Origin of the sequence: Mycobacterium sp. RTGN4 (assembly GCF_033804635.1) — a bacterium.
In the GTDB taxonomy this organism is placed as follows: Bacteria; Actinomycetota; Actinomycetes; order Mycobacteriales; family Mycobacteriaceae; genus Mycobacterium.
This window is the reverse complement of the sequence record NZ_JAPZLB010000011.1, coordinates 93,591-116,770: the sequence shown is the minus strand read 5'-3', so window position 1 is coordinate 116,770 and position 23,180 is coordinate 93,591. Positions and strand designations below refer to the sequence as shown.

General features: G+C 66.7%; 23 protein-coding genes. 6 read left to right on the top strand and 17 right to left on the bottom strand.

From position 1 onward, the window contains the following. Positions 1–249 precede the first annotated feature (249 nt). Positions 250–516, top strand: a complete 267-nt coding sequence (locus SLQ30_RS23005; RefSeq protein WP_319449059.1) for an ANTAR domain-containing protein — start codon at positions 250–252, stop codon at positions 514–516. Positions 517–540: 24 nt separating this feature from the next. Here the strand turns inward: SLQ30_RS23005 and SLQ30_RS23000 are convergent, their stop codons facing one another. From SLQ30_RS23000 to lepA, 8 genes are all read right to left on the bottom strand, one after another. After that, a complete protein-coding gene (locus tag SLQ30_RS23000; RefSeq protein ID WP_319449058.1) occupies positions 541–1,779 on the bottom strand; it encodes an acyl-CoA dehydrogenase family protein in 1,239 nt (412 codons plus the stop codon). After that, positions 1,772–2,770 (bottom strand): GNAT family N-acetyltransferase, encoded by a 999-nt coding sequence (locus SLQ30_RS22995; protein ID WP_319449057.1) that lies wholly within the window; start codon positions 2,768–2,770, stop codon positions 1,772–1,774. Before SLQ30_RS22995 ends, SLQ30_RS23000 begins: the two co-directional genes overlap by 8 nt. Then, entirely contained in the window at positions 2,767–4,326 is a 1,560-nt protein-coding gene (locus SLQ30_RS22990; RefSeq protein ID WP_319449056.1) for an APC family permease, read from the bottom strand. The genes SLQ30_RS22995 and SLQ30_RS22990 overlap by 4 nt, the downstream gene beginning before the upstream one ends. 136 nt (positions 4,327–4,462) lie before the next feature. Then, positions 4,463–5,815: an LLM class flavin-dependent oxidoreductase gene (locus SLQ30_RS22985; RefSeq protein WP_413468144.1), complete on the bottom strand. Its 1,353-nt coding sequence runs from the start codon at positions 5,813–5,815 to the stop codon at positions 4,463–4,465. 2 nt (positions 5,816–5,817) lie between these two features. Continuing rightward, complete coding sequence (locus SLQ30_RS22980) at positions 5,818–7,125, bottom strand: NtaA/DmoA family FMN-dependent monooxygenase (RefSeq protein ID WP_319449054.1); 1,308 nt, start codon at positions 7,123–7,125, stop codon at positions 5,818–5,820. A gap of 99 nt (positions 7,126–7,224) precedes the next feature. After that, complete coding sequence (locus tag SLQ30_RS22975; RefSeq protein WP_319449053.1) at positions 7,225–7,431, bottom strand: hypothetical protein; 207 nt, start codon at positions 7,429–7,431, stop codon at positions 7,225–7,227. Between the two features lie 134 nt (positions 7,432–7,565). Continuing rightward, positions 7,566–8,285, bottom strand: coding sequence for a sensor domain-containing protein (locus SLQ30_RS22970; protein WP_319449052.1), 720 nt, complete (start codon positions 8,283–8,285; stop codon positions 7,566–7,568). A gap of 26 nt (positions 8,286–8,311) precedes the next feature. Further along, a complete protein-coding gene (gene lepA, locus SLQ30_RS22965; protein ID WP_319449051.1) occupies positions 8,312–10,264 on the bottom strand; it encodes a translation elongation factor 4 in 1,953 nt (650 codons plus the stop codon). Between lepA and SLQ30_RS22960 the strand changes: the two genes are divergently transcribed. Further along, positions 10,263–10,874, top strand: coding sequence for a type II toxin-antitoxin system PemK/MazF family toxin (locus SLQ30_RS22960; RefSeq protein ID WP_319449050.1), 612 nt, complete (start codon positions 10,263–10,265; stop codon positions 10,872–10,874). The genes lepA and SLQ30_RS22960 overlap by 2 nt on opposite strands. Before the next feature lie 33 nt (positions 10,875–10,907). Here SLQ30_RS22960 and SLQ30_RS22955 read toward each other — a convergent pair whose 3' ends face one another. After that, positions 10,908–11,516, bottom strand: a complete 609-nt coding sequence (locus SLQ30_RS22955; RefSeq protein WP_319449049.1) for a GNAT family N-acetyltransferase — start codon at positions 11,514–11,516, stop codon at positions 10,908–10,910. A 49-nt stretch (positions 11,517–11,565) separates the two neighbouring features. Next, positions 11,566–11,994 carry a CBS domain-containing protein gene (locus tag SLQ30_RS22950; protein WP_319449048.1) on the bottom strand — a complete coding sequence of 143 codons (429 nt, stop codon included), beginning with the start codon at positions 11,992–11,994 and terminating at the stop codon, positions 11,566–11,568. Between the two features lie 131 nt (positions 11,995–12,125). Between SLQ30_RS22950 and SLQ30_RS22945 the strand changes: the two genes are divergently transcribed. Beyond that, on the top strand, positions 12,126–13,136 hold the full coding sequence (locus SLQ30_RS22945; RefSeq protein WP_319449047.1) for an aldo/keto reductase: 1,011 nt from the start codon (positions 12,126–12,128) through the stop codon (positions 13,134–13,136). Between the two features lie 46 nt (positions 13,137–13,182). Further along, positions 13,183–14,040: a ribonuclease Z gene (locus SLQ30_RS22940; RefSeq protein WP_319449046.1), complete on the top strand. Its 858-nt coding sequence runs from the start codon at positions 13,183–13,185 to the stop codon at positions 14,038–14,040. On the opposite strand, the gene SLQ30_RS22935 is transcribed toward SLQ30_RS22940, so the two are convergent. From SLQ30_RS22935 to SLQ30_RS22925, 3 genes are read right to left on the bottom strand one after another with little or no spacing between them, the layout of a single operon-like run. Then, positions 14,024–14,863 (bottom strand): transglutaminase family protein, encoded by an 840-nt coding sequence (locus SLQ30_RS22935; protein ID WP_319449045.1) that lies wholly within the window; start codon positions 14,861–14,863, stop codon positions 14,024–14,026. The two genes, SLQ30_RS22940 and SLQ30_RS22935, sit on opposite strands and share 17 nt — an antisense overlap. Beyond that, positions 14,863–15,840, bottom strand: a complete 978-nt coding sequence (locus tag SLQ30_RS22930) for an alpha-E domain-containing protein (RefSeq protein WP_319449044.1) — start codon at positions 15,838–15,840, stop codon at positions 14,863–14,865. The genes SLQ30_RS22935 and SLQ30_RS22930 overlap by 1 nt, the downstream gene beginning before the upstream one ends. Positions 15,841–15,865: 25 nt before the next feature. Next, positions 15,866–17,464, bottom strand: a complete 1,599-nt coding sequence (locus SLQ30_RS22925) for a circularly permuted type 2 ATP-grasp protein (RefSeq protein WP_319449161.1) — start codon at positions 17,462–17,464, stop codon at positions 15,866–15,868. A gap of 293 nt (positions 17,465–17,757) precedes the next feature. Between SLQ30_RS22925 and rpsT the strand changes: the two genes are divergently transcribed. Then, positions 17,758–18,018: a 30S ribosomal protein S20 gene (gene rpsT, locus SLQ30_RS22920; protein ID WP_319449043.1), complete on the top strand. Its 261-nt coding sequence runs from the start codon at positions 17,758–17,760 to the stop codon at positions 18,016–18,018. A 3-nt stretch (positions 18,019–18,021) separates the two neighbouring features. Here the strand turns inward: rpsT and holA are convergent, their stop codons facing one another. The 3 genes from holA to SLQ30_RS22905 are packed head-to-tail and all read right to left on the bottom strand — an operon-like array spanning position 18,022 to position 21,354. Continuing rightward, positions 18,022–18,975: a DNA polymerase III subunit delta gene (gene holA / locus SLQ30_RS22915; protein ID WP_413468134.1), complete on the bottom strand. Its 954-nt coding sequence runs from the start codon at positions 18,973–18,975 to the stop codon at positions 18,022–18,024. Positions 18,976–18,988: 13 nt separating this feature from the next. Continuing rightward, a complete protein-coding gene (locus tag SLQ30_RS22910) occupies positions 18,989–20,530 on the bottom strand; it encodes a ComEC/Rec2 family competence protein (RefSeq protein WP_319449042.1) in 1,542 nt (513 codons plus the stop codon). After that, complete coding sequence (locus SLQ30_RS22905; RefSeq protein WP_319449041.1) at positions 20,527–21,354, bottom strand: ComEA family DNA-binding protein; 828 nt, start codon at positions 21,352–21,354, stop codon at positions 20,527–20,529. The genes SLQ30_RS22910 and SLQ30_RS22905 overlap by 4 nt, the downstream gene beginning before the upstream one ends. 162 nt (positions 21,355–21,516) lie before the next feature. On the opposite strand from SLQ30_RS22905, the gene SLQ30_RS22900 reads away from it, so the two are divergent. After that, positions 21,517–22,575 carry a dihydrodipicolinate reductase gene (locus tag SLQ30_RS22900; protein WP_319449040.1) on the top strand — a complete coding sequence of 353 codons (1,059 nt, stop codon included), beginning with the start codon at positions 21,517–21,519 and terminating at the stop codon, positions 22,573–22,575. On the opposite strand, the gene SLQ30_RS22895 is transcribed toward SLQ30_RS22900, so the two are convergent. After that, positions 22,565–23,179 carry a maleylpyruvate isomerase family mycothiol-dependent enzyme gene (locus SLQ30_RS22895; protein WP_319449159.1) on the bottom strand — a complete coding sequence of 205 codons (615 nt, stop codon included), beginning with the start codon at positions 23,177–23,179 and terminating at the stop codon, positions 22,565–22,567. The two genes, SLQ30_RS22900 and SLQ30_RS22895, sit on opposite strands and share 11 nt — an antisense overlap. Position 23,180 lies beyond the last annotated feature (1 nt).

The window sequence follows — 23,180 nt, the reverse complement described above, 5'->3', positions numbered from 1 at the left end:
TGCTCCCAGCCTGGCCGACGGCCCCGCCACTGACCAGGTAGCGGCGGAGCCCGCCGTCGTGAGCGGGACCAGTCCTCTCGCGGACGGCTTCCGCAGCCGGTTCTTCACCGAATCCGACTACCGGTGCCACCGCCCTCGGTCAGGCCTGAGCGGGCGAGCTATTCGACCTGCTCCGATCACGGTGCTTCGATCCCTTGTCAGCTATCGAAGTCGCTTGCACCATGGTGTTATCTGCAGAAAGGGTGGCACATGAGTGGGACTACGGGCGACGCGTCGCGACGAAAGCTGGATGTCGCGGTCGGCATCCTCGTCGGGCTCCGCGGATACACCGAGCGGGACGCGTTCGACGAGCTGGTCGGTGTCGTCAATCGCACCGGCCTCGGCATCTTCAGCGTCGCCGCCAGCCTGACGGCGATCGCGGCGGGTTCGTCGTCGGCAGCCGACAGCGAGGCCTTCAACGCCTGGGGTGAACTGATCCGGCGCGCCCGCGTCGCACCGCTGGCCGCGGCGTCCTGACCCCGGTGGCCATCCGGCCGAGCCTCAGTTGCCCTGACCGCCGCGGCCGAGCGCGGCCAGGTTGGACACCGGCGTCTTGCCGTTGATCAACCAGTCGCCGAGGATCCGCGCCTTGTAGACGCGCGGGTTGTGCGAGGCGAGCGTGCGCGCGTTTCGCCAGTGTCGGTCGAGCGCATTCTCCTCGGATACACCGGACGCGCCGAGTGCGTCGAAGATCTCGGTGGTGGCCCGCAGGGTCGCGTCGATGATCACCAGTTGGGCTTGCGACACCGCCACTTCTGCGTCAATGACGAGTCGACCGACCAGCGTCTCGCGGCCGTGCACGCGAGCTTCGACGATGTGGTCGAGCGTGCGACTGCTGGCGGTCAATGCCGCACTCGCGGCGAAGCCTTCGGCCGACACCTGTCCGATGACCTGTAGCAGCTGAGCGTCGTCGGACGGCACCTCCGCTAGCCCCTGCGGGTAGTTGCGGCCGCGGGCCTTCAGGAGCGCGCTGCCATCGCGCAGCGCCGCCCGTGTGATCCCCGTCAGCACCGACAGCATCGCCAGTTGGTAGAAGTGCGCTTGATAACCGAAGCGGTCCGCGGCCGGAAAGGAGTCCCCATCGTCGGCACGCACCTGGTGGTAACGCGCAGACCCGCTGGCCGTGGTGCGCTGGCCGAAACCCCGCCAGTCGTCGACGAGTTCGACTCCCGGATCGTCGGCGCGCACCAGCGCGGTCCTCAGGACGCCGTCGTCATCCTTGCCCAGTACGTCGAGCCAATCAGCGTAGAGACTGCCCGTCGCATAGTATTTCGCGCCCGTCACCACCCAGTGGTCATCGCGGCGGGTGACGGTGGAGACGATGTTGGCCAACGTGACGTTGTTCGCCTCGGTCCAGCCGCCGCCGACGAACGCACCCGCCAGAAATCGCTTGATCCATATGTCGTTGCTGGCCGAGCGTGGTGCGTTGAGCCTGTCCTCGACGAAGGCAAGATGATTTCGGAAGATGTGCGCGACGTTCGGGTCGGCCGCACCCAACTCGGCCAACAACTCGAAGGTCTGCTGCAGGGACGCTCCGAACCCACCGTCCTCCTTCGGGATTCGCAACGTTCCGAAGCCGGCGTCCTTGAGCCAGCGCACCTGCTCGTGCGGGAACTCGCGGTCGCGTTCCCGTGCCACGTTGCGCTCGGCGACGAACTCGAACGTCGGACCAAACCGGGAGAACAGTTCGTCGTCGGAGGCCGTGGGCAGCCGTAGGTAGGTGTTGGCGTCGTCACTCATGAACGTGATTCCTTGCTGCCGCGTCGATCCGGTAGGCGTACTGATTCTCCACGGATACGTATCCGAGTCGGCGATACAGCAGGTGCGCCTTGCTGCGGTTGTCGATGTCGGTGCCCAGCGACGCGACCGTGAGCCCACGGCGCAGGGCCGCAAGCCATATCTTGCGCAACAGCAGTTCTCCGATCCCCCGCTTGCGTTGGTCGCTGCGGACGCCGATGTAGTCGGTGTGTGCACTGCGCTCGTCGTCGGGGGCGGCTCCCGCGGAGAATGTGGAACCGAGCACGTAACCCACCACCTCCCCCGACTCATCCACGGCGCCGATGCTGAAATCCGGTGTGAACGAACGACTGTTGACGTGATGATGAAACGCTTCCGGAGACTTCGACATATTCCCGAAGTGCTCGAGGAACGTGTCGTACTGCAGCCGACGGACCTGTTCGGTCAGTCCGCGATCGACCAGCTCCGGCCAACTCAACACCGTAAGACCTGAGCTGGCTGCAGCGGCCAGTTCGACGACGTTCTCATGCTCGAGTGACTTACGGGTCCGGACGAATTCGGCCTCTTGGCCGGCGCCGCGCGCGATCAGCGCGTCGATGGCCGGCTGTTGGTCGGTGCCGATGATCGCCCGTAGGTAGGCCGCCGGGAGATCGGCGGTCTCGGCGTGGAAACGGGCGACGACCGATTCGACCAACCCGTCCACCACGTCGGGCGGGGTGCTCGGGTCGAACACGAAATCGGCCCCGAGCTCGTCGCCGTGCGGTGTGCGCAACAGGGTGTAGCCGCGAACGGTGCCCGAATCACCCCGCAGGACGGTGACCCCGCCGGGGTACACCCCGCCGAAGTGTTCCGCGACGTCGCGAGAGTCGGCTGCGAACTTGCGCCCGCCCAATCCGCCCGTGGTGGCCAGGAAGTCGGCGATGAGCGGATGATCCAGGGTGGTGGCCGCAGTCGCCGACCAGGTCCCCACCCCGCGGTCCTCGATCAGCGTCACGGTGCGACCGACTCCTTCTCGCGGGACGCGTCGGGATCCTCGCGGTCGGCCCCCGTCTGCTCACTCAGCACCGAGACGATGCCTGCGTCGACCAGCCGACGCTGTTCGTCTTCGGAGAGCGTCTGGATCGAGCCGATGCGCGCCGCCACTTCGGGTTTCGCCCATCGCAGGTAGCCGTACCACGCCAGTCCGGCGAGTAGGATCGCGCCATAGATGAACGGCAAGATGTTGAACGGGAACTCCGGCACCGGGTAGAAGTTGCTGAAGATTACGTAGCCCAAACCGATTGCCGCCGCGACCGACACCGCCAGTCGAAGCGGCGTGAGGGCCTTGATTCGGGCCAACCAGAGCGGCGTGGCGATGACCACTAGGAGGTAGGCGATCAGGAAACCCCACGTGGCGACGTAGCCGCCGTACACGTCGAAGACCAGTCGTCCTACCGAGCTGAACGTCGCAACGACCGAAAACACCAGTGCCACTGCACCGACGAAGAGTACGCCGACCCATGGCGTCTTGTGGGTGGGGTGCACCTTCGCGAACACCGACGGCAGTGCGCCTTCGTGCGCGAAGGTGAACAACGACCGCGCGGCCGATGTCGTCACGGCCGTGACGAAGACGATGAACGCGACGGCCACGGCGGCGCTCACCGCGTAATTGACCCAGCCCACACCGACGCTGTCCGCCAACTGCGGTAGCACCGCCTTGTCGCCGTCGATCTGGTTGAAGAACAGGATCTGCGGATATGTCGCGAAGATATAGAGCACACCGAGCAGCAGCACCACTCGGAGCAGCGACCGGGCGATGTTGCGATGAGCGTCCTTCGCCTCGGCGCCGAGCGAGGCGACGCTCTCGAATCCGGCATAGGACCCGACCGCCGTCACGGCGGCGATGAACGTGGCGCTGGAACCCAAATGAGCGGGATTCCACTGCTCCCAGTCAATGTGGAAGCCGTACGCGACGTACGAGCCGACGATGATCACCAGGATGGAGGTGATCGCGATAAGTTCGAAGACCAGTTCGTACTTGGCGGTCAACGCCACTCCGCGATACGGCAGATAGACCGCCGCGGCGACGATCACTGCGACCAGGACCAACTTGAACCACGTTGCCTGCGAACCCAACCCGATCGACTCGAGGAAGGCGTCGAGGTAGAGCACGCCGCCCAGCGTTCCCGTCGTCGCGAAGCCGATGTAGCCAAGCAACAAGCTGAACCCTGCGGCGTAGGCGAATCCGGGACCCAATCCATTGCCCGTATAGGTTCCCAAGGAGCCCGACGACACCGTGCGCTTGGCCTGAAAGCTGATGGTCGCCGCCAACAGCACGGTGATGACCAGCCCGACCAACGCGGCCCACGCCGCCCCCTTGCCCGCGGCAACGAACAACGAGAACGGAACGACCGCCACGGCGACGCTGGGGGCAGCGGCCGCCAGGCCCTGGGCAAACACGCCCCATGGTCCCAGTGCGCCACGCTCCAAGCCAGTGTCCTCGGCCGAGCTCAACGTTCGCCCTGAAAGGGTCACTCCTGCCGATTCTTTGGGCCGTACCGGTGCAGCCATGACTGTCGCCTTTCTCCCACCAATCATCACGGAGTGGCGTAATTCATTGCCACACCGCTCATTAACGCAAACTTGACGTGTAGTCAACGATGGAGCAACACGAGCAATCCTGGGAGGAATCTGATCGCAGAGATTCTTATCGCCGGTATCCTGCCGCCGGATGATCGGCGGGCAACCGGATCGAGTCATGTCCGAAGATTCGCTGCCGCAACGTCACCGGCTCCTCAGGGTCAGCCGCCCGACCTCGTCGCCGCAACTCGGGAATGAGATGTTCGGCGACATCCTGGAAGCTACCGGGCGTCACATGGTAGGCGATGTTGAATCCGTCCACTCCCGAGCGTTCCGCGTAGGCCTCCAACTCCGACGCCACGGTGGCTCCGGATCCGACGAACAACTCGCCGCCGAACCCCCCGAGCCCGCCCACGTAGTCGCGCAGGGTCAGTGGCTTCGAGGTCTGGACGGTCGCCAGAATCGAACGGCTGGCATCGGTGTCGAACTGTTCTATCGGGCGGTCCACCCCGTAGGTCGACCAGTCGACGCCGCTCAGTGCCGACAACAGCACCAGTCCGCCATCGAGGTCGTGATACCGGGCGAGCTCGTCGGCCTTCGCCCTGGCCGCGGAATCGGTTGCCTCGGTGACGATCTCGACGGAAGTGAGGAATTTGATCGAGTGCGGATCGCGACCGTGGCCCACCGCACGCCTACGAATGTCATCGATGTTGGCGCGCAGCACGTCCGGACGCGGATCACTGGAAAAGACCAGTTCAGCGTTGCGGGCCGCGAACTCGCGTCCTGCCGTGGAGGTGCCCGCTTGGAAGAGCACGGGCGTGCGCTGCGGCGACGGCTCCACCAGGTGTGCGCCTGGCACCCTGAAGTAACGGCCCACGTGGTTGATCGGGTGCACCTTGGTCGGGTCGGTGTAGACGCCGTGCCTGCGGTCGCGGACAACGGCGTCGTCCTCCCAGGAGCCTTCCCAGAGCTTGTAGGTCACGTCGACGAATTCCTGCGCCATCGCATAGCGCTCGTCATGTGGGACCTGCCGGTCCCGTCCGATGATGTTGCGGGCGGCGCTGTCGAGCAACGACGTCACGATGTTCCACCCGATCCGACCGCCGGTGAGGTGGTCGAGCGTGCTGAACTTTCGCGCCAGCAGGTACGGGCTCTCATAGGTCGTCGACACCGTGATGCCGAAGCCGAGCCGCTCGGTGACGGCGGCCATCGCCGATACGGCCAACAGCGGATCGGTGACCGGCGTCTGCACACCGCGGGCGAGTGCGGCCGACGCGTCACCGCCGAAGACGTCCAGCTGGCCCACCGCGTCGGCGATGAACAACAGGTCGAATCCGCCTGCGTCGAGCAGCGCGGCCAACTCCGTCCAGTACCGCAGGTCGGTGTACTCCGACGTGCGGTCGTCGGGATGCCTCCACAGCCCGAAGTTGCCGTGCGACGCGGTCGACATGGTGAACGCCGACAACACGAACGGTTGAATGGTCACGCGGGCACCTCGAAGCGCTCGGGTACCGCGAGGCCCAGATGGCTGCGCAGTGTTCGTCCGGCGTACTCGTGACGGAACAATCCGCGCTTGCGGAGCAGCGGAACCACCTCCTCGACGAACAGGTCGAGTTGCCCGGGCAGCCCGGAGTCACCGAGTACGAACCCGTCGGAGGCCCTGGTGTGGAACCACTCCTCGATCTCGTCGGCGAGCTGCTCGGGTGTGCCGACGACGGAGGCGCCCCAGCCATTCACCGTGCGGTAGAGGAACTCCCGCACCGTCGCGGTCTGCTCAGCCAGCGCACGGTAGCCGGCCAGCGCAGTCTGGTGGGTCTCGGTGCTTGCCGGAAACGCCGAAGCAGGCACCGGCCCGTCGAGCGCGGCGCCGGTGACATCGACGTCCACCTCGAGCAGCCAGCCGGCCTGATACTCCGGGCTGAAGTACTCGTATGCGGTGCGTTCGGCGCGCTGTGCCTCCTCCTCGGTCGACCCGACGACGAACCGCAGCGAGGGGGTGATCAGCGGCGGCACGGCACGGCCGAAGGCCCGCGCCTTGTCGTGGATCGAGCGGTAGAAGTCGGCCGCCTTGGCGCGGTTGCCCTGCCCGGTGAAGATCACCTCGGCGTGCCTGGCGGCGAACGCGCTTCCGGTGCCAGAGGATCCGGCTTGGAAGACCACTGGTCTGCCCTGCGGCGAGCGGGCCGCACCGATGGGCCCCGCCACGTCGAAGTAACGACCGTGATGGTCGGTGACCTGGATCTTGCTGATGTCGTTGAAGACTCCCGTCGCACGGTCGGCGACGATCGTGTCCTCACCCCATCCGTCCCAGAGCTTGGTCACCACCTCGATGGCCTCTTCCGCGACGCGGTACCGCTCGTCGTGGTCCACCACGCCCCGTGCGCTGAAGTTGTCTGCCGCCGCGGCCGCGAAGCTCGTCACGAGGTTCCAACCGGTGCGCCCACCGCTGAGGTGATCGAGCGAGAGAAATTGCCTGGCCAGGTGGTAGGGATGCTGCAACGTCGCGGAACCGGTCAACACGAAGCCGATGCGCTCGGTCACCGACGACAACGCCGCCGCGGAGGTGAGCGGTTCGAAGTCCTCCGTGGTCTTGTACGCCCACGTCGCCGGCGGGCCGTAGTTCAGACCGTCCGCGAAGAACAGCGCATCGAAGCCACCCCGCTCTGCAGTGCGGGCACGTTCAATGAGACTGCGCCGCACCCCTTCCGTGCTGTGGTCGACGGCAGGATGACGCCACGGCCCGGCGGAGCGGGTGTTGCCGAACAGCAGTAGATGTAGATCACGGGTCACGATACGACGTTAGGAACGCTGCGGCGGGGTGTCTCCGGTTAGACGCGACACGATCTGAAACCGACTGCCGGGCAGAGTGTCCGACGACTGGTTAGCGCATCACGGAGTTGCTACCGACCCCGACCCAGCGACTCGGGTTGGCCCCGTGTGGTCCTGCGGAGCATCGGCTGCGCCGCCGGAGAACACGACTCCGCCGACGACGATCACCGCCGCTCCCACCGCGACGAGCACCCACGGCCATCGACTGTGCCGGGGCACGTCGTCGGGAGCCGGGGTGAAGAACCCATCGGGCGCTGTAACGGACATGGAACCCTCAACTCTGGTCGAGTTGGACGGGGTGATCCAGGCGCTCCGACGGCGCGAACTCGCGCCACTGCGGAAGCGCCACTCCGATGAGCAGTGAAACTACTTGCAGACTAACGATATTCGAGTGAGCGCGTTCATTGGACCGCCGCCGCACAACTTGCGATCAGGCTGGTTCGAACGGTGCACACCTTGTCGAGCATCGTCTGAGCCACCGCTTCGGCGCGCGACCCAGGCTCGCCTTCGGGCGTGACCGCGAGCGAGACTTCGACGATGGTGTCGGCACGGACGCCGAGCACGCGCCGAGAGAGCGACGTCGGTCCGTCCGGACCGGGACTGGTGTGCAGCGTCGCCGAAAGCGTCGACCCCGCCGCCGCGACGTCGCTGATGTCTGCGTTCGTGGCGCCGCGCACGCGCTTGTCGACGGACTTGCCGTCACAACCTTGCCACTGCCGTACGGCATCGTCGAAGACCCGTTGCGCGTCGTTGGCCGACGCCATGCGGATGACACCGGCGTCGACCCCGGCGACAGCGACGCGCTGGTCCAGCGAGATGTAACTCTCCCGGGCGGCCTCCAGCATCGGCGTCGCTTCGTAGACCAGCCGCGTCGTCGTGTCGGTGACGCCGATGCAGGCGATCGGCGACGCCTGGGCATCGGTCCGAAAGCCGTCGGGCAGAATTTCGGGCCCACCGACGAACGGCCGGAAACCGAAGTTGTTCAACGCGTTTCCGACTGCGGCCGTGAGCTCGCCGTCGGTGGGCAGCACGTGTAGCGCCTTCGCTGCAGGGCTGGCCGTCCCGTCGACCACCTGGCTGCACCCCGCGAGGAGCACCGCCAGGCCCGCGACAGCCGTCATGACTCCTGCCGACCGAAGCAAGCCGGCTACTTCTTCGGCTTGTCGCTGGCCGCGTCGGAGGACAGCGCCGCGACGAAGGCCTCCTGCGGGACTTCGACCCGGCCGATGGTCTTCATCCGCTTCTTGCCTTCCTTCTGCTTCTCCAGAAGTTTGCGCTTGCGGGTGATGTCACCGCCGTAACACTTGCTCAGCACATCCTTGCGGATCGCCCGGATGTTCTCGCGCGCAATGATTCTGGCTCCGATGGCAGCCTGGATCGGCACCTCGAACTGCTGGCGCGGGATGAGCTCCTTGAGCTTGGTGGTCATCTTGTTGCCGTAGGCGGCGGCGCCATCCTTGTGCACGATGGCAGAGAACGCGTCGACCGCCTCGCCCTGAAGCAGGATGTCGACCTTCACCAGGTCGGCCTCCTGTTCGCCCGCCTCCTCGTAGTCGAGGCTGGCGTAGCCGCGGGTTCGCGACTTCAGCGAGTCGAAGAAGTCGAAGATGATCTCGCCCAACGGCATCGTGTAGCGAAGCTCGACGCGTTCGGGCGACAGGTAGTCCATGCCGCCGAGCTCGCCGCGACGGGACTGGCACAGCTCCATGATCGTGCCGATGAACTCGCTGGGCGCGATGACCGTCGTCTTGACGATCGGCTCGAAGACGGCGCGGACCTTGCCCTCCTGCCAGTCCGAGGGGTTCGTCACGATGAGCTCGGTGCCGTCGTCCCGCACGACCCGGTAGACCACGTTCGGCGCGGTCGAGATCAGGTCGAGGTCGAACTCGCGTTCCAGACGCTCGCGGGTGATCTCCATGTGCAACAACCCGAGAAAGCCGCAGCGGAAGCCAAAGCCGAGCGCGACCGAGGTCTCCGGCTCCCAAACCAGCGCTGCGTCGTTGAGCTGCAACCGCTCCAGCGCGTCGCGCAAGTTCGGGTAATCGGAGCCGTCCACCGGATACAGGCCCGAGTAGACCATCGGCCTGGGCTCGCGGTAACCGGTCAGCGCCTCGGTGGCGCCGTTGCGGAAGGACGTCACGGTGTCACCGACCTTGGACTGGCGGACGTCCTTCACCCCGGTGATGAGGTAGCCGACCTCGCCGACGCCGAGGCCCACGCTGGGCTTGGGGTCGGGCGAGACGATGCCGACCTCGAGAAGCTCGTGCGTCGTCCCGGTGGACATCATCTTGATCTTCTCGCGCGGGCTGAGCTTGCCGTCCACCACGCGGACGTAGGTCACCACGCCGCGATAGATGTCATAGACCGAGTCGAAGATCATCGCCCGGGCAGGCGCATCGGCGTCACCCACCGGGGCGGGGATCAGTCGAACCACCTCGTCGAGCAACTCGCGGACGCCGACACCGGTCTTGCCCGACACGCGCAGCACGTCGTCCGGTTCGCATCCGATGATGTGTGCGATCTCGCCGGCGTAGCGGTCCGGGTCGGCGGCGGGCAGGTCGATCTTGTTGAGCACCGGGATGATCGTGAGATCGCGGTCAAGGGCCAGGTACAGGTTCGCCAGCGTCTGTGCCTCGATGCCCTGGGCGGCGTCCACGAGCAGCACCGCGCCCTCGCAGGCCTCCAGCGCACGCGATACCTCGTAGGTGAAGTCGACGTGGCCAGGCGTGTCGATCAGGTGAAGGACGAACTCTTCGCCGTTGACCTCCCACGGCAACCGCACGTTCTGCGCCTTGATGGTGATGCCGCGCTCGCGCTCGATGTCCATCCGGTCGAGGTACTGGGCCCGCATATCCCGGTCCGCGACGACCCCGGTGATTCCCAACATCCGGTCGGCCAGCGTGGACTTGCCGTGGTCGATGTGCGCGATGATGCAGAAGTTCCGAATCTGCGCCGGCGCAGTGAACGTCTTGTCGGCGAAGCTGCTGATGGGAATCTCCTGGTGGGGTGGGGCCCAGACGTGTGTCGACCCATTTCCGAGCGCTACCAGCGTATCGACCAACCGTCGTGACGACACAATCGTGCCTATGCTCGAATCCATGGCGTCGCAGTGGAGTCCGTGGCAGCGGATTCTCAAGAACACCGGAAACGTGGTGTTCAACGAGGCGCCGAGGCTCATCCGCCACCTGCAGAAGCCCGAAAACGTGCCCCGCACCATTGGTCAGGGCATCAAGCTGGGCATCGACGTCGGCATGGCCGTGCTCAACGGCGGGTCCGCCCCGCCTCAGCAGGCAATCTCCGCAGGTCGGCCGGTTACCAAGGACAGTGTGCCCACCGCGCATCGGGCCCGCCGGATTGCCTACGCGCCGGACCTCGACGGCCGCGCCGATCCAGGCGAGATCGTGTGGACATGGGTGGTGTACGAGGAGGACGCGTCCCGCGGCAAGGACCGGCCGGTGCTGGTCGTGGGGCGTGATCGCAGCACGCTGCTCGGGCTGATGCTGTCCAGCCAGGAACGCCACGAGCACGACCGCACCTGGGTCCACATCGGGACCGGTGACTGGGACTACGAGGGCCGCGCAAGCTGGGTACGACTCGACCGCGTGCTCGACGTCCCGGAGGAGGGCATCCGGCGCGAAGGCGCGGTGCTGGCCAAGGAGACGTTCGAGGTCGTCGCAAAGCGCCTGCGGGCTGAATACTCGTGGAGCTAGCGGCGCGCCTCTCGCCGAGACTGCGCTGAGGGACTAGCGCGGTTTGCGCCACATGGGGATCAAGCTGGGCCCGCCGTCGGGCAGCTTCAACTCGCCGGTGACCTCGAAGCCGAACCGCTCGTAGTAGGGCACGTTGTCCGGATTGCTCGACTCCAGGTAGGCCGGCGCATACTCCGCATCGCAGCGATCCAGCCGAGAACTCATCAACGCCTGACCGAAGCCCTTGCCTCGCACGTCCGGATCGCTGCCGATGATCGCCAGATACCAATGTGGTTCTTCGGGGTGGGCCTTCTTCATCAACTCCTCGGCGACCAGGCCCTTGCGCAACGAGCGGCCGAACGCCCAGAGCAGGCCTGGCATCGCCCGCAGTTGCTCACCCTGGGTGTGCTTCCACTCGCCGGGCGGATCCCAGAGCGCGGCCGCGCCGACGCCGTCACCGTTGAGCGCGACCTCGACGCCGCCGCGGGACAGGTGGTGGTGCCGGGTGAGCGACGCAAAGAGGTGGTGCAGTTTGCGTCGGCGCAGGTCTGCGTCCGGCAGCATCCACCCCATCACCGGATCGTCGAAGAAGGCCTTGCCCAGCGTGCGCGACAGTCCCCCGACATCGGCGCGGGCGGCTGGACGAACCTCGACGGTAGTCACCGGCCCAGCCTAATTCCCGGGTCGCTCCGCTCCTGCCCACCGAACCTATTCACCCCTGGGTGATGTATGCCTCCAACGCCTCTCGTTCGGCTTGCAAGGCCTCCATCCTGGTCTTGACGACGTCGCCGATGCTGACGATGCCTGCCAGTTGGCCGTTGTCCACGACGGGCACGTGGCGCACGCGATGGGTCGTCATGAGTCCGCTGAGGCTGTCGACCGAGTCGTCCGGCGTACACGTGACCACCTCGCTGGTCATGATGTCGGCGACGGGGCGCCCGAGCGCGGCCGCGCCGTGTTCGTGAATCATTCGCACGACGTCACGTTCCGACACGATGCCCACAAGCCCATCGGGACCGACCACCACCATCGCCCCGACGTTGCGTGTGACGAGGCCACTCAGCAGGTCGCTGACCGTCGTGTCCGGCGTCACGGTGAGCACGCCTGCGCCCTTGTTCTTCAACACGTCCGCAATTCGCACCGGCGCCTCCGTTGTGAGCTGGCTCACACCAGAGTATGGCTAATTGCGGCGCGGTGAAAGCACTTGGAACAGATAGCCGATGTCGGCGGTTCATAGTGGCCATGGCGCCGGTCCGACAAGGAGAGCAATTGATGACGGAATCCGTTCTACTCGGCGATGAACTGACGGTCAGTGCAATCGGCTTCGGGGCGATGGCCCTGACTCCCGTCTACGGCGAGGTGGACGACGCCGAGTCGTTGGCCACACTTCATCGCAGCATCGACCTGGGGGTCACGTTCATCGACACCGCCAACATCTACGGCGGCGGCGCGAACGAGCGACTCATCGCGGGCCTGTTGGCTGACCGCCGCGACGAGGTCACGCTGGCGACGAAGTTCGGCGTCGTCGGGAACCCGGCGGACCGGGCGGCGGGCGGCGTCCTCGCCTCGCGCGGCGACGCCGCCTACGTACGCCAGTCCATCGACGAAAGTCTGGACCGCCTCAAGACCGATGTCGTCGACCTCTACTACATGCATCGCCGCGACCTGACGGTGCCGATCGAGGAGACCGTCGGGGCGATGGCCGAACTGGTGACCGCGGGCAAGGTTCGTCACCTCGGGCTGTCGGAAGTGACGGCCGACGAGTTGCGTGCCGCCGTGGCAGTACATCCCATCGCCGCGGTTCAGAGCGAGTGGTCGATCTGGAGCCGCGACGTCGAGCAGAACGTGGTGCCCGCCGCGGCCGAACTCGGCGTCGGCTTCGTCCCGTACTCGCCACTGGGCCGCGGATTCCTTACGGGCACCGTGCGGTCGGCGGCCGATCTGGCCGGCGGATCCGACTTCCGAAGCCGCATGCCGCGGTTCGCCGACGACGCGCTGAACGCGAACCTCGCGGTCGTCGACGCGATCCGGGCCGTGGCCCACGAGCGGGAGTCCACCGCCGCGCAGGTTGCGCTGGCGTGGTTGCGCTACCGCGCCGACGAGCTCGGGGTGGCGTCGGTGCCGATTCCCGGTACCCGCCGCGCGGCCCGTGTCCAGGAGAACCTGGACTCGCTGGACGTCGCACTGAGCGACGCGCAACTGGCCACGCTCGATGCGGCTGGGGCCTCCGTGGCCGGGAATAGGTCCCACGATCTGACGTGGGTGTCGGCCGGCCGCGAATAGCGGCCAAAGGCCACGGATTCCGGTTGCGGCCGGTATATCTGGGGCCATGATCGAGGTCACGCTGCTAGGTACCGGAAGTCCTGCCCCCGATCCCAACCGGGCCGGGCCAGCCACGTTGGTACGGGCCGGCGAACAGATCTTCCTCGTCGACTGCGGGCGTGGCGTACTTCAGCGGTTGGCCGCCGTCGGAGTTGGCCCAAGCGGGTTGACGGCGCTGCTTCTGACGCATCTGCACAGCGATCACATCGCCGATCTCGGCGACCTGATCATCAGCGGTTGGATCACGAACTTCGGGACTCCGAAACCGCTGGTGATCATCGGGCCGCCCGGTACCAAGACCGTCGTCGACGCCACGCTCGTCGCGTTCGGTTCCGACATCGGCTACCGCATCGCTCACCACGCGGACCTCAACGCTCCCCCCGAGGTTCAGGTGCATGAGTACACCGACGGGCAAGTGTGGAGCGACGGTGGCGTGACCATCCGGGTCGCACCGACCGACCATCGTCCGGTCGAACCCACCATCGCCTTCCGCGTCGAATACGACGGCGCTTCGGTGGTGCTCGCGGGCGACGGCGTGCCGTGCGCCAGCCTCGACGCGCTGGCATCGGGGGCAGGGGCGTTGGTGCACACCGTGATTCGCAAGGACATCGTGGCGTTGAGTCCGAACCAGCGGGTCAGAGACATCCTCGACTATCACTCGTCGGTCGAGGAGGCCGCCGCCACCGCGGCCCGCGCAGGCGTCGGGACGTTGGTGCTCACGCACTACGTGCCAGCCATCGCCCCCGGCCAGGAGGACGAGTGGCGCGCACTTGCCGCGACCGAGTTCAGTCGCCAGATCGAACTGGGCGACGACTTGCACCGCGTCGAGGTGCACCCGGGGATCGGCGTCAAGCCAGCCGGGTGATCTCCACGACGACGTCGAGATCGGTGGAGCCCTCCCCCGAGTAGATGCCCTTCAACGGCGTCACGTCGGCGTAGTCGCGCCCGACGCCCACGCTGATGTACTGCTCGTTGATCGCCTTGTCGTTAGTTGGGTCGTAGTGCCACCACCCACCCGTCCAGGCCTGAATCCATGCGTGGCTCTGCCCGTCGATCGTGTCGCCGACCTTGGCCCTCGCGTTCGGATGCAGATAGCCCGATACGTAGCGCGATGGAATTCCCATGCTGCGCAACAAGATCAGCGTCAGATGCGCGAAGTCCTGGCAGACACCCTTGCCCTCGCGGAGCGCGTCAAGGCCTGAGGAGTGCACCCCGGTGGTGCCTGGGACATAGGAGAGTTCATTGTGCACCCAGTTGGCCGCCTCGACGATCGCCTGCTGCGGGTCATGGTCTTTGGCGATCCGCTCGCCGACGCGGGAAATGCGTTTGCTTTCAGGCGTATACAGCGTCGCCGTGAGGTACTCATCGAATCGATCGATGACGGCCTCCGAACGCACGTCCTCCCAGCCGAACTTCTCCTTGGGCAGCGGGTCCTTGTCGGTCTCGACGATCGAAGACGACGTCACTTCGAGCTCGGTGTGCGGAGCATGCAAGTCGAATGTCGTGACCGCCGTGCCCCAATAGTCGACATACCGATAGGACCGGGTGGCAGGCACGGTCTCCACCCGGTTGAGCACGACGTTCTGCCGCGAGTCCGAACGCGGGGTGAGCCGGGCCTCGTTGAACGACGCGGTGACTGGCGATTTGTACGCGTAGCCCGTCGCGTGGATGACGCGCATGCGCCACATCAGACCTCACCCTCCTCGATCACCAGCGAGGCGCTTCGACCCGCATCGGTCCACGCCACCCATGGCGCGGAGTAGAAGTATTCCTGCGCCAACGCTTCGCCGACGTCGGCGCACGTGGTCTGCAGCGCCCCGAGCCGTTCTTCGAGGGATTCGAGCAGCACCCCGGGTCGTAGGAACTCCAGTTCGCTGCGGGCCCGACCCAGCAGCCGCTGCGCTTCGGCGGTCGCGCCGACGCGGTTGAGCCTGCGGTGGTGAAGTTCGTCCAGGCTGTGTTCAGCGAGTCTCAACGAGTACATGACCGACCGCGGGAAGAGCCGGTCGAGCATCATGAATTCGACGACACGGCCTGCGTCCAGCACGCCGCGGTACGTGCGCAGATAGGTGTCGTGCGCGCCGGCCGACCGCAACACCGTCACCCATGCCGGTGACGATGCGCTGTCCCCGACGCGGGACAACAGCAGCCGCACGATCATGTCGACGCGTTCGATGGCGCGGCCCAGCACCATGAATCGATACCCGTCGTCGCGCGACAGCGTCGAGTCGGCGAGGCCGGCGAACTGCGCGGCGCGGCCCTCGATGTAGGACAGGAATTCGTGCGGGCCGAGGCGCTTGGCGGCGCGTTCCCGTTCGGGCAGTGCGTTGTACGTGGTGTTGAGGCACTCCCAAATCTCGGTCGACGTGACTTCCCGTGCGCCGCGGGCATTTTCGCGGGCAGCCGAAATGGAATCGACGATCGAACAACCACCCTGGGTGTCCCGGCTGAACGCAACGAGATCAGTAAGGGACCACAAGTCGAGTGCCGTCTTCGGCGGTTCGATGCCGAGCACCTTCAGCAGCGTGCGCGACGCCTGGTCGGGGTCGACGCTGGAGTCCTCGAGCAGTTGGTGCACCGTGACGTCGAGGATGCGTGCGGTGTCATCTGCCCGCTCCACGTAGCGGCCGATCCAGTACAGCGATTCTGCGTTGCGCGCCAGCATTATTGGCTCCTCTTCGCGCAGGCGTTCATCGGCCGTCCATCACTGCCTGCTGTTGCTGCTGCTGTTGTTGACTCTCCAGCGGCCCCACGGCTTGGGACTGCTGCTGTTGTTGCTGCTGGGTCGGGCTGTCCTCGTCGTCCTCGGACTTGCCGTTCTTGTCAGCGGATTTCCCGTTCTTGGCGATCTTGGGCAGCGCACGCACGACTTCGGCGGCGGCGAGTTCGCGGTCGGCGATCGATGCGCGCGACGCCAGCACCCAGGTGTCCTTCGACCCGCCGCCCTGGCTCGAGTTCACCACCAGCGACCCTTCCGGAAGTGCGACCCGGGTCAGTCCGCCAGGCAGCACCCACACGTCGTCGCCGTCGTTGACGCAGAACGGGCGCAGGTCGACGTGGCGAGGCGCGAGTTTGTCGTCGATCTGCGTTGGAACCGTTGACAACTGGACGACCGGCTGGGCGATCCAACCGCGCGGATCGCTGCGGACCTTCTTGGTGATGGCGGCAAGTTCCTTCTCCGACGCGCTGGGGCCGAAGACGATGCCGTAGCCGCCGGAGCCCTCGACGGGTTTGATGACGAGTTCGTCGACCCGGTCGAGCACTTCCTCACGTTCTGCGTCGAGCCAACAGCGGAAGGTGTCGACGTTGGCCAGCAAGGGTTTCTCGCCGAGGTAGTACTCGATGATCGTCGGGACGTAGGTGTAGACGAGCTTGTCGTCCCCGACGCCATTGCCGACGGCGCTGGAGATCACCACGTTGCCTGCCCGGGCGGCGTTCAGGATTCCGGCCACGCCGAGCACCGAATCGGGCTTGAAGTGCATCGGGTCGAGGTACTCGTCGTCGATGCGGCGATAGACGACGTCGACCTGACGCTCACCCTCGGTGGTCCGCATGTAGACGGTGTTGTCGCGGCAGAACAGATCCCGACCCTCGACGAGCTCGACGCCCATCTGCCTGGCCAAGAGCGAGTGTTCGAAGTAGGCCGAGTTGTAGACCCCCGGCGTGAGTACGACGACGGTCGGATCGGCCTCGTTGGACGCTGCGGCGTTGCGCAAGGCGCGCAGCAGATGCGACGCGTAGTCGCCGACGGCGCGCACACGATGCGTGGAGAACAAATTCGGGAAGACCCGCGCCATGGTGCGGCGGTTCTCCATCACGTACGACACCCCGGACGGCGATCGCAGGTTGTCCTCCAGCACCCGGAAGGTGCCCTGAGCGTCGCGGACCAGGTCGATGCCCGCCACGTGGATCCGCACTCCATTGGGTGGCACGATGCCCGCCGCTTCACGGTGGAAGTGCTCGCACGACGTCACCAATCGGCGCGGAATCACGCCGTCACGCAGGATCTCCTGCTCGCCGTAGATGTCGTCGAGATACATCTCGAGAGCCTTGACGCGTTGGGTGATGCCGCGCTCCAACCGCGACCACTCGGCGGCGGAGATCACCCGCGGCACCAGGTCCAGCGGGAAGGGCCGTTCCTGGCCGGAGAGCGAGAACGTGATGCCCTGGTCGATGAAGGCGCGACCCAGCGCCTCGGAGCGGGCGGCGAGATCAGAGGCGTCCGATGGCGCCAATTCGGCGAAGATGCCCTTGTAGGGCCCGCGGACGTTGCCCTCGGCGTCGAACATCTCGTCGAAGGCCGCCGAGTAGTCGCCGGCGCCCCCGACGTTGTTGTACCCGTCGAATATGCCGGCATAGCGTTTCGAGCCCCGGACGTCAGCTCGCGATGGCTTTGCGGTATCGGACGGCACGGTTCGGAGGCTCACCATGGACATGCTGCCGTAACCGAGCCGTTTCGGCAGGCCAGCTGCCATCACTTTGGGGGATTCGTGACGTCGCTGGTAGTCTTACCGAACGCTGTCCGTTACCGGGCACTCATGAGCTTTTCCATCCCAGTACAGATTTAGAAGGAACTACACGCGTGGCCAACATCAAGTCGCAGCAGAAGCGGATTCTCACCAACGAGCGCCGCAGGCTGCGCAACCAGTCGGTGAAGTCTGCACTTCGCACGTCTGTCCGCGGGTTCCGCGAGGCCATCGACGCTGGTGAGAAGGAAAAGGCCGCCGAGTTGCTGGACGCGACCAACCGCAAGCTGGACAAGGCTGCCAGCAAGGGCGTCATTCACAAGAACCAGGCCGCCAACAAGAAGTCGGCGCTGACGGTCGCGCTCAACAAGCTCTGAGCTTCACTTTCCGCCGGCCAGTTCGGCAACCTTGCGGACGGCCGCTTCCAACGCGTAATCGGCATCGGCCGCGACACCCTTGACGTCGCCGTTGAGCGCTGCAACCACGCGGATGGCCTCTGCCACCGAGTCCCGGGACCACCGTCGCGCCTGCCTCTGCACTTTCTCCACCCGCTTCGGAGGCATTCCCAGTTCTGAGGCCAACCGATAGGGATCGCCTGACTGCGGGCCGATGCGGGCGATGGCATGCACGGCCTCGGCCAGCGCATCGGCCAGCACCACGTGTGGCTCGCCGCTGAGCATCGCCCAGCGCAGCGCTTCGGCGGCACCGGCGGTGTCGCCGACGACCGCCATGTCGGCGATATCCCATCCCTTCACTTCGGCCTTGCTCGAGTGGTAACGACGCACCGCGGCGGCATCGACCTGGCCGTCCGTGTCGGCTACCAACTGCGAGCAGGCCGATGCCAGTTCCCGGACATCGGAGCCAACGTTGTCAACCAGCACATTGACGGTCTCGTCGGAGACCTTCACCTTGAGCTCACGGAACTCGCGGCGCACGAAGTCGACGCGTTCGGAGGGCCACTTGATCTTGGGGCACTTGTGCTCTTCGGCGCCGAGCTTCTTCAGTTGATCAGCCAGTGCCTTGGCGCGCCCGCCGCCCGAGTGCACGACGACGAGCACGGTGCCTTCGGGCAGGTCGGCCGCCGTCGCTGCGATGAGCGCGACGGCATCCTTTCCGGCCTCGGCGGCGGCCTCGAGCACGACGAGCCGCGCGTCTGCGAACAACGACGGGCTCAGCAGTTCCGCGAGCTCGCTGGTTCCGACCTCGCCGGCGCGTAGCCGGTCGACGGGAATGTCGTCGGTCCCGGCCTGCAGGCGGGCCGCACGCAGCACGTCGGCGATGGCGCGCTCGATAAGCAGGTCTTCCTCACCCAGCACGAGGTGCAATTGGCTCACGCGCTTGATCGTGTCATGACGACCCGACAGGGCCGCCACCCCGGCCTGCCGACCAGGCCAGCAGACCAAGCAACGCGACGGCCACACATGCGCGGCCCCATCGCCAGCGCCACATCATCACGACGGCCACCCCGGCGGTCGCCAGGCACGCGACGCCGGCCCAGCCCGAAGGCACTGCCACGCTCGCACCAGGGATCGCGGCAGTCCAGTGCGCCATGTGCAAGAGCCACCACAACTCGGGTCCGGTGAATCGGACAAGCAACCGGGCCGCCGACGGCCACAGTGCCGACAGCGTGGCTGCGACGGTGCCGATCACGGTGATAGGCGGAATGACCACTGCAACAGCTAGATTCGCGATGACGGCGACCAGACTGAAGGTGCCCGACATGGCCGCCACGATCGGCGCGGTGACCAGCTGCGCGGCTAACGCAACCACGACGGCGTCCGCGAGCGGCTTGGGCCAACCGCGGCCGACCAGCCGCCGAGACCAGACCGGCGCAATCACGACGAGCGCGGCCGTGGCCGCCACCGACAGCGCGAACCCGAAGTCGACGGCCAACTCCGGCGCGACGATCATCAGCATGATCACACTGGCCGACAACGCAGGCACCGCCTGCCGTCGCCTGCGCGACACGATGGCGAACAAGGCGATGGCACCCATCACCGCCGCGCGCAGCACACTTGCCGACGGTTCAACCACCGCGACGAATGCAATCAGTGCCGCCGCGGCCGCCGCGGCCGCTGCGTGCGGTCCGATCACCGCAGCGCTGAACAGGACCGCCCCGCACACGATGGTGACGTTCGCGCCGGACACCGCAGTCAGGTGCGTCAGTCCGGCCGAGCGGAACTCGGCTTCGGTCTGCGATGGCAGCGCCGATGTGTCACCGAGCACCAGCGCGGGCAACATCGCGGCCTGATCGGCGGGCAGGACCGCACGGGCCGCCTCGCTGAATTCAGCCCGCACCCCCGCGGCCACCCGTTGCCAACCGGGCGCCTGACCGATCGTCGGCTCCCCCGTCGCCGAGAGCATCGCCACGGTGAGGTCGCGCCGCGTAGGCCGGCCGATGCGGGCCCGGAACGTCACGGGGCGGCCCGCGGTCAGCTCGTCGTAGGAGACCGCCGAGGCGAAGACGACCACCCGGCCGTACGCTTCGACGCCGTCCAACACCTGCAAGGAACCACGAAACATCAGCCGCGAGCCAGCAAGGAACCGCGGCGATTCGATCGGGCTGACGACGACGGTGGCCGTGCTGCCATAGCGGCCGACGATGGGATTCTGGGCGACGTCGTGCACCCGAAGACCGATGGAGATCGCGAATGCCACCCCGATCGTCACGACGGCGACGACGCCGGGCCAGCGCGCGTGCGCCGGCGGTGGGCCGGATCGGTTGGCCCACCACGTCGCGGACGTCGTCATGCCCACGGCCGCCAGCACCACCAACGTCGACGACCATGGCGGCCAGACGATTCCAGTGGCCGTCACCGCCCAGCTTGTCAGCGCCGCGGGTACCAGCCGCAGGTCGAGGCCGGTGGAGTGAGCTCCCGGGACGGTCACACATGGACCAACTCGCGTAGCTTCTCCAGCCGCGCCGGGCCGATGCCGTCGACCTCGCCAAGCTGGTCGACGTTGGCGAAGCGACCGTTGGTCGTTCGCCATGCCACGATCGCCGACGCGGTGACGGGTCCGACGCCCGGCAGCGCGTCCAACTGTTCGACCGTCGCCGCGTTGAGGTCGATCGGCGCGTCCGGCGCCGAGCTCGGTTGCCCCACCCCAGGGGTGGCAGGTGCGCCGCCCGGCGGCGTGCTGACCGAACTGCCCATTGCAGGCGGAGCGCCCGGCGCAGCGGCGAGGCCGACCACGAGCTGCTCACCATCGGCGACGCGGCGGGCCATGTTCAACCCCGTCAGATCGGCCCCATCGAGCGCTCCACCGGCAGCGTCGAGCGCGTCGGCAATCCGCGCCTCCGGTCCGAGTGTCACCAGCCCGGGTTCACGCACCAATCCCACCACGCTGACCACCACCTGAGTCTGGGCGGCAGGCGCCTGCCCGGCCGCCGTCGCGCCCGTGGACGAAACAGGCTGAACCGGAGGAAGATTGGCCGAGACGACCCGCGGTCCGTCGTCGTGCGCAAGCGTGAAGATGGTGACCAACACGGCCACCAGCCCGAGCGCACCGAGCGCGATGACGCCGGACCGCCCCGGGTCGGCCCGAATGGCGTCCATCCAGTTGGGTCTGGCGCCGCCGGTGTCGGGTAGCCACCGCGAGAGCGAGGTATCGGTGGGGTCGTCATCCTCGGCAACGGGGTCGACCTCCGCCTCGGCGGTGGCTTCCCCGGCGAGGCGACGGCGCACCCGGTCTGCGGGCAGTTCGGATCGCATGTACGCGACGGTAGGTACGGATACGGACCGAATACGTGGGTGAAGTCGCGATCACCTCGTGCCTGTGCACGAATTCGCGTCTGTGGATGAGCCCACCACGTCGCCCGGTATACATATTTACCAACGGTGTCTACTGATCCGGGCCGCAACGAGGAGGCGCACATGACGACGAACCCAGCTGACCGACCACTGAAGGTGATCCAGTGGACCACCGGGAACATCGGTAGGCGTTCGCTGCACGCGATCATCGGGCGCGACGACATGGAACTGGTCGGCGTGTACGCGCACGGAGCGGACAAGGTCGGTGTCGACGCCGCCGAACTGGCCGGTTGGCCCACACCGACGGGCATTGCGGCGACCAACGACATCGACGCGCTGATCGCGCTGAAGCCCGACGCCTGCTGTTACAACCCGCTATGGCCCGACATCGACGAACTTGCGCGGCTGCTCGAAGCAGGCGTGAACGTCTGCTCCAGCGCAGCCTGGATCACCGGCGGTAAGCAAACGCCCGAAGACCTCGAACGCATCCGGAAGGCTTGCGAGAAGGGCAATTCCACGATCTTCGGAAGCGGCGCGCATCCCGGCATGACGAACATGGTCGGCATGGTGCTGTCCGGGGCGTGCGAGGACGTCACCGAGATCCGGATCACGGAATCGGTCGACTGCTCGACGTACGAGTCGGCCGGGACGCAGGCCGCGATGGGCTTCGGCCGGGATCCCGAGACGCCGGGACTGGCCGAAAGTGTGCGCAGGGAGAGCGAGGTGTTCGCCGAGTCGGCCGCGATGATGGCCGACGCGATCGGCGCCAACCTCGACCGCATGACGTTCGACGTCGAGTTCACCACCGCAACGGGCGACAGCGACCTTGGCTTCATGCAGATTCCCGCGGGCACCGTTGGTGGCGTGTACGGCTACCACCGCGGCTGGGTCGGCGAACGCAACGTCGTCAGCGTCGGTTTCAACTGGACCATGGGCAGCCACGTGACGCCACCCAAGCCGCTCGAGCACGGGCACGTCATCCAGGTGTTTGGAACGCCGAATATGCGCACGGTGCTGCACTGCCTGCCGCCGCGGGACTGGACCGAACCGGGCTTCATGGGGCTGGGCATGATCTACACCGCGATGCCGGTGACCAACGCCGTCCCCGCCGTGGTGGCCGCGGCGCCGGGCATCGTGACGTTGAAGGACCTGCCCCCGGTGGCGGGGCGCTTCACCGGTTGAGCCGGCCCGCCACCGTCGCCACGCCCGGTCCGTCCAGGTCGCCCAGCGCATCTGCGCGCCCAGCCATGACCATGAGCAGCGCCTCGCCGGTGCCGTGCACTTCTGGCCCCTTGCCGTGGGTCCACTCGGGCTCCGTGGCGACCAGCCGCAGCCCACGCACTTGCCACGCACCCCTGATGGTCGGCGCATACCGCACGAAGTCCAGTGCGGCCCTGAGCCGGTCAGCTGGAATCGTCCGCGGCTGCCCCAGCGGGCGTCGAATGTCCTGCTGGTGAATCATGTTGTCGGTCAACGCGACCCGGCCGCCGAAGCCGGCACCGAGACCGTGCGGCAAGGCGTTGTCACGGAGCAGCCCGATCAGGTCGTCAGTCGAAGCCCCCGCGAGGTCCGCGACGGCGAGTGCGTTGATGCGATCCGTCTGCAGCCGACCCTTCAGAAATCGCGCCGCCAGCTGGCCGCCGGACAACCCCTCGAAGCTCACGCAGTGAGCCGCCACGTCGCGCACCGTCCAGCCCGCGCACAGCGACGGGGTGGCCCACTGTTCCGGCGTGAGCCCGGCCAGGAAGTCCGCGAACGCCAACCGTTCGTCGCGGGCCAATTCCAGG

Excerpts from the sequence above, each read along its gene's own strand:
- SLQ30_RS23005 (WP_319449059.1), top strand. The coding sequence starts at position 250 with ATGAGTGGGACTACGGGCGACGCGTCGCGACGAAAGCTGGATGTCGCG.
- SLQ30_RS23000 (WP_319449058.1), bottom strand. The coding sequence starts at position 1,779 with ATGAGTGACGACGCCAACACCTACCTACGGCTGCCCACGGCCTCCGAC.
- SLQ30_RS22990 (WP_319449056.1), bottom strand. The coding sequence starts at position 4,326 with ATGGCTGCACCGGTACGGCCCAAAGAATCGGCAGGAGTGACCCTTTCA.
- SLQ30_RS22975 (WP_319449053.1), bottom strand. The coding sequence starts at position 7,431 with ATGTCCGTTACAGCGCCCGATGGGTTCTTCACCCCGGCTCCCGACGAC.
- SLQ30_RS22970 (WP_319449052.1), bottom strand. The coding sequence starts at position 8,285 with ATGACGGCTGTCGCGGGCCTGGCGGTGCTCCTCGCGGGGTGCAGCCAG.
- SLQ30_RS22960 (WP_319449050.1), top strand. The coding sequence starts at position 10,263 with ATGGCGTCGCAGTGGAGTCCGTGGCAGCGGATTCTCAAGAACACCGGA.
- lepA (WP_319449051.1), bottom strand. The coding sequence starts at position 10,264 with ATGGATTCGAGCATAGGCACGATTGTGTCGTCACGACGGTTGGTCGAT.
- SLQ30_RS22945 (WP_319449047.1), top strand. The coding sequence starts at position 12,126 with ATGACGGAATCCGTTCTACTCGGCGATGAACTGACGGTCAGTGCAATC.
- SLQ30_RS22940 (WP_319449046.1), top strand. The coding sequence starts at position 13,183 with ATGATCGAGGTCACGCTGCTAGGTACCGGAAGTCCTGCCCCCGATCCC.
- SLQ30_RS22935 (WP_319449045.1), bottom strand. The coding sequence starts at position 14,863 with ATGTGGCGCATGCGCGTCATCCACGCGACGGGCTACGCGTACAAATCG.
- SLQ30_RS22930 (WP_319449044.1), bottom strand. The coding sequence starts at position 15,840 with ATGCTGGCGCGCAACGCAGAATCGCTGTACTGGATCGGCCGCTACGTG.
- SLQ30_RS22925 (WP_319449161.1), bottom strand. The coding sequence starts at position 17,464 with ATGTTCGACGCCGAGGGCAACGTCCGCGGGCCCTACAAGGGCATCTTC.
- SLQ30_RS22905 (WP_319449041.1), bottom strand. The coding sequence starts at position 21,354 with ATGCGATCCGAACTGCCCGCAGACCGGGTGCGCCGTCGCCTCGCCGGG.
- SLQ30_RS22900 (WP_319449040.1), top strand. The coding sequence starts at position 21,517 with ATGACGACGAACCCAGCTGACCGACCACTGAAGGTGATCCAGTGGACC.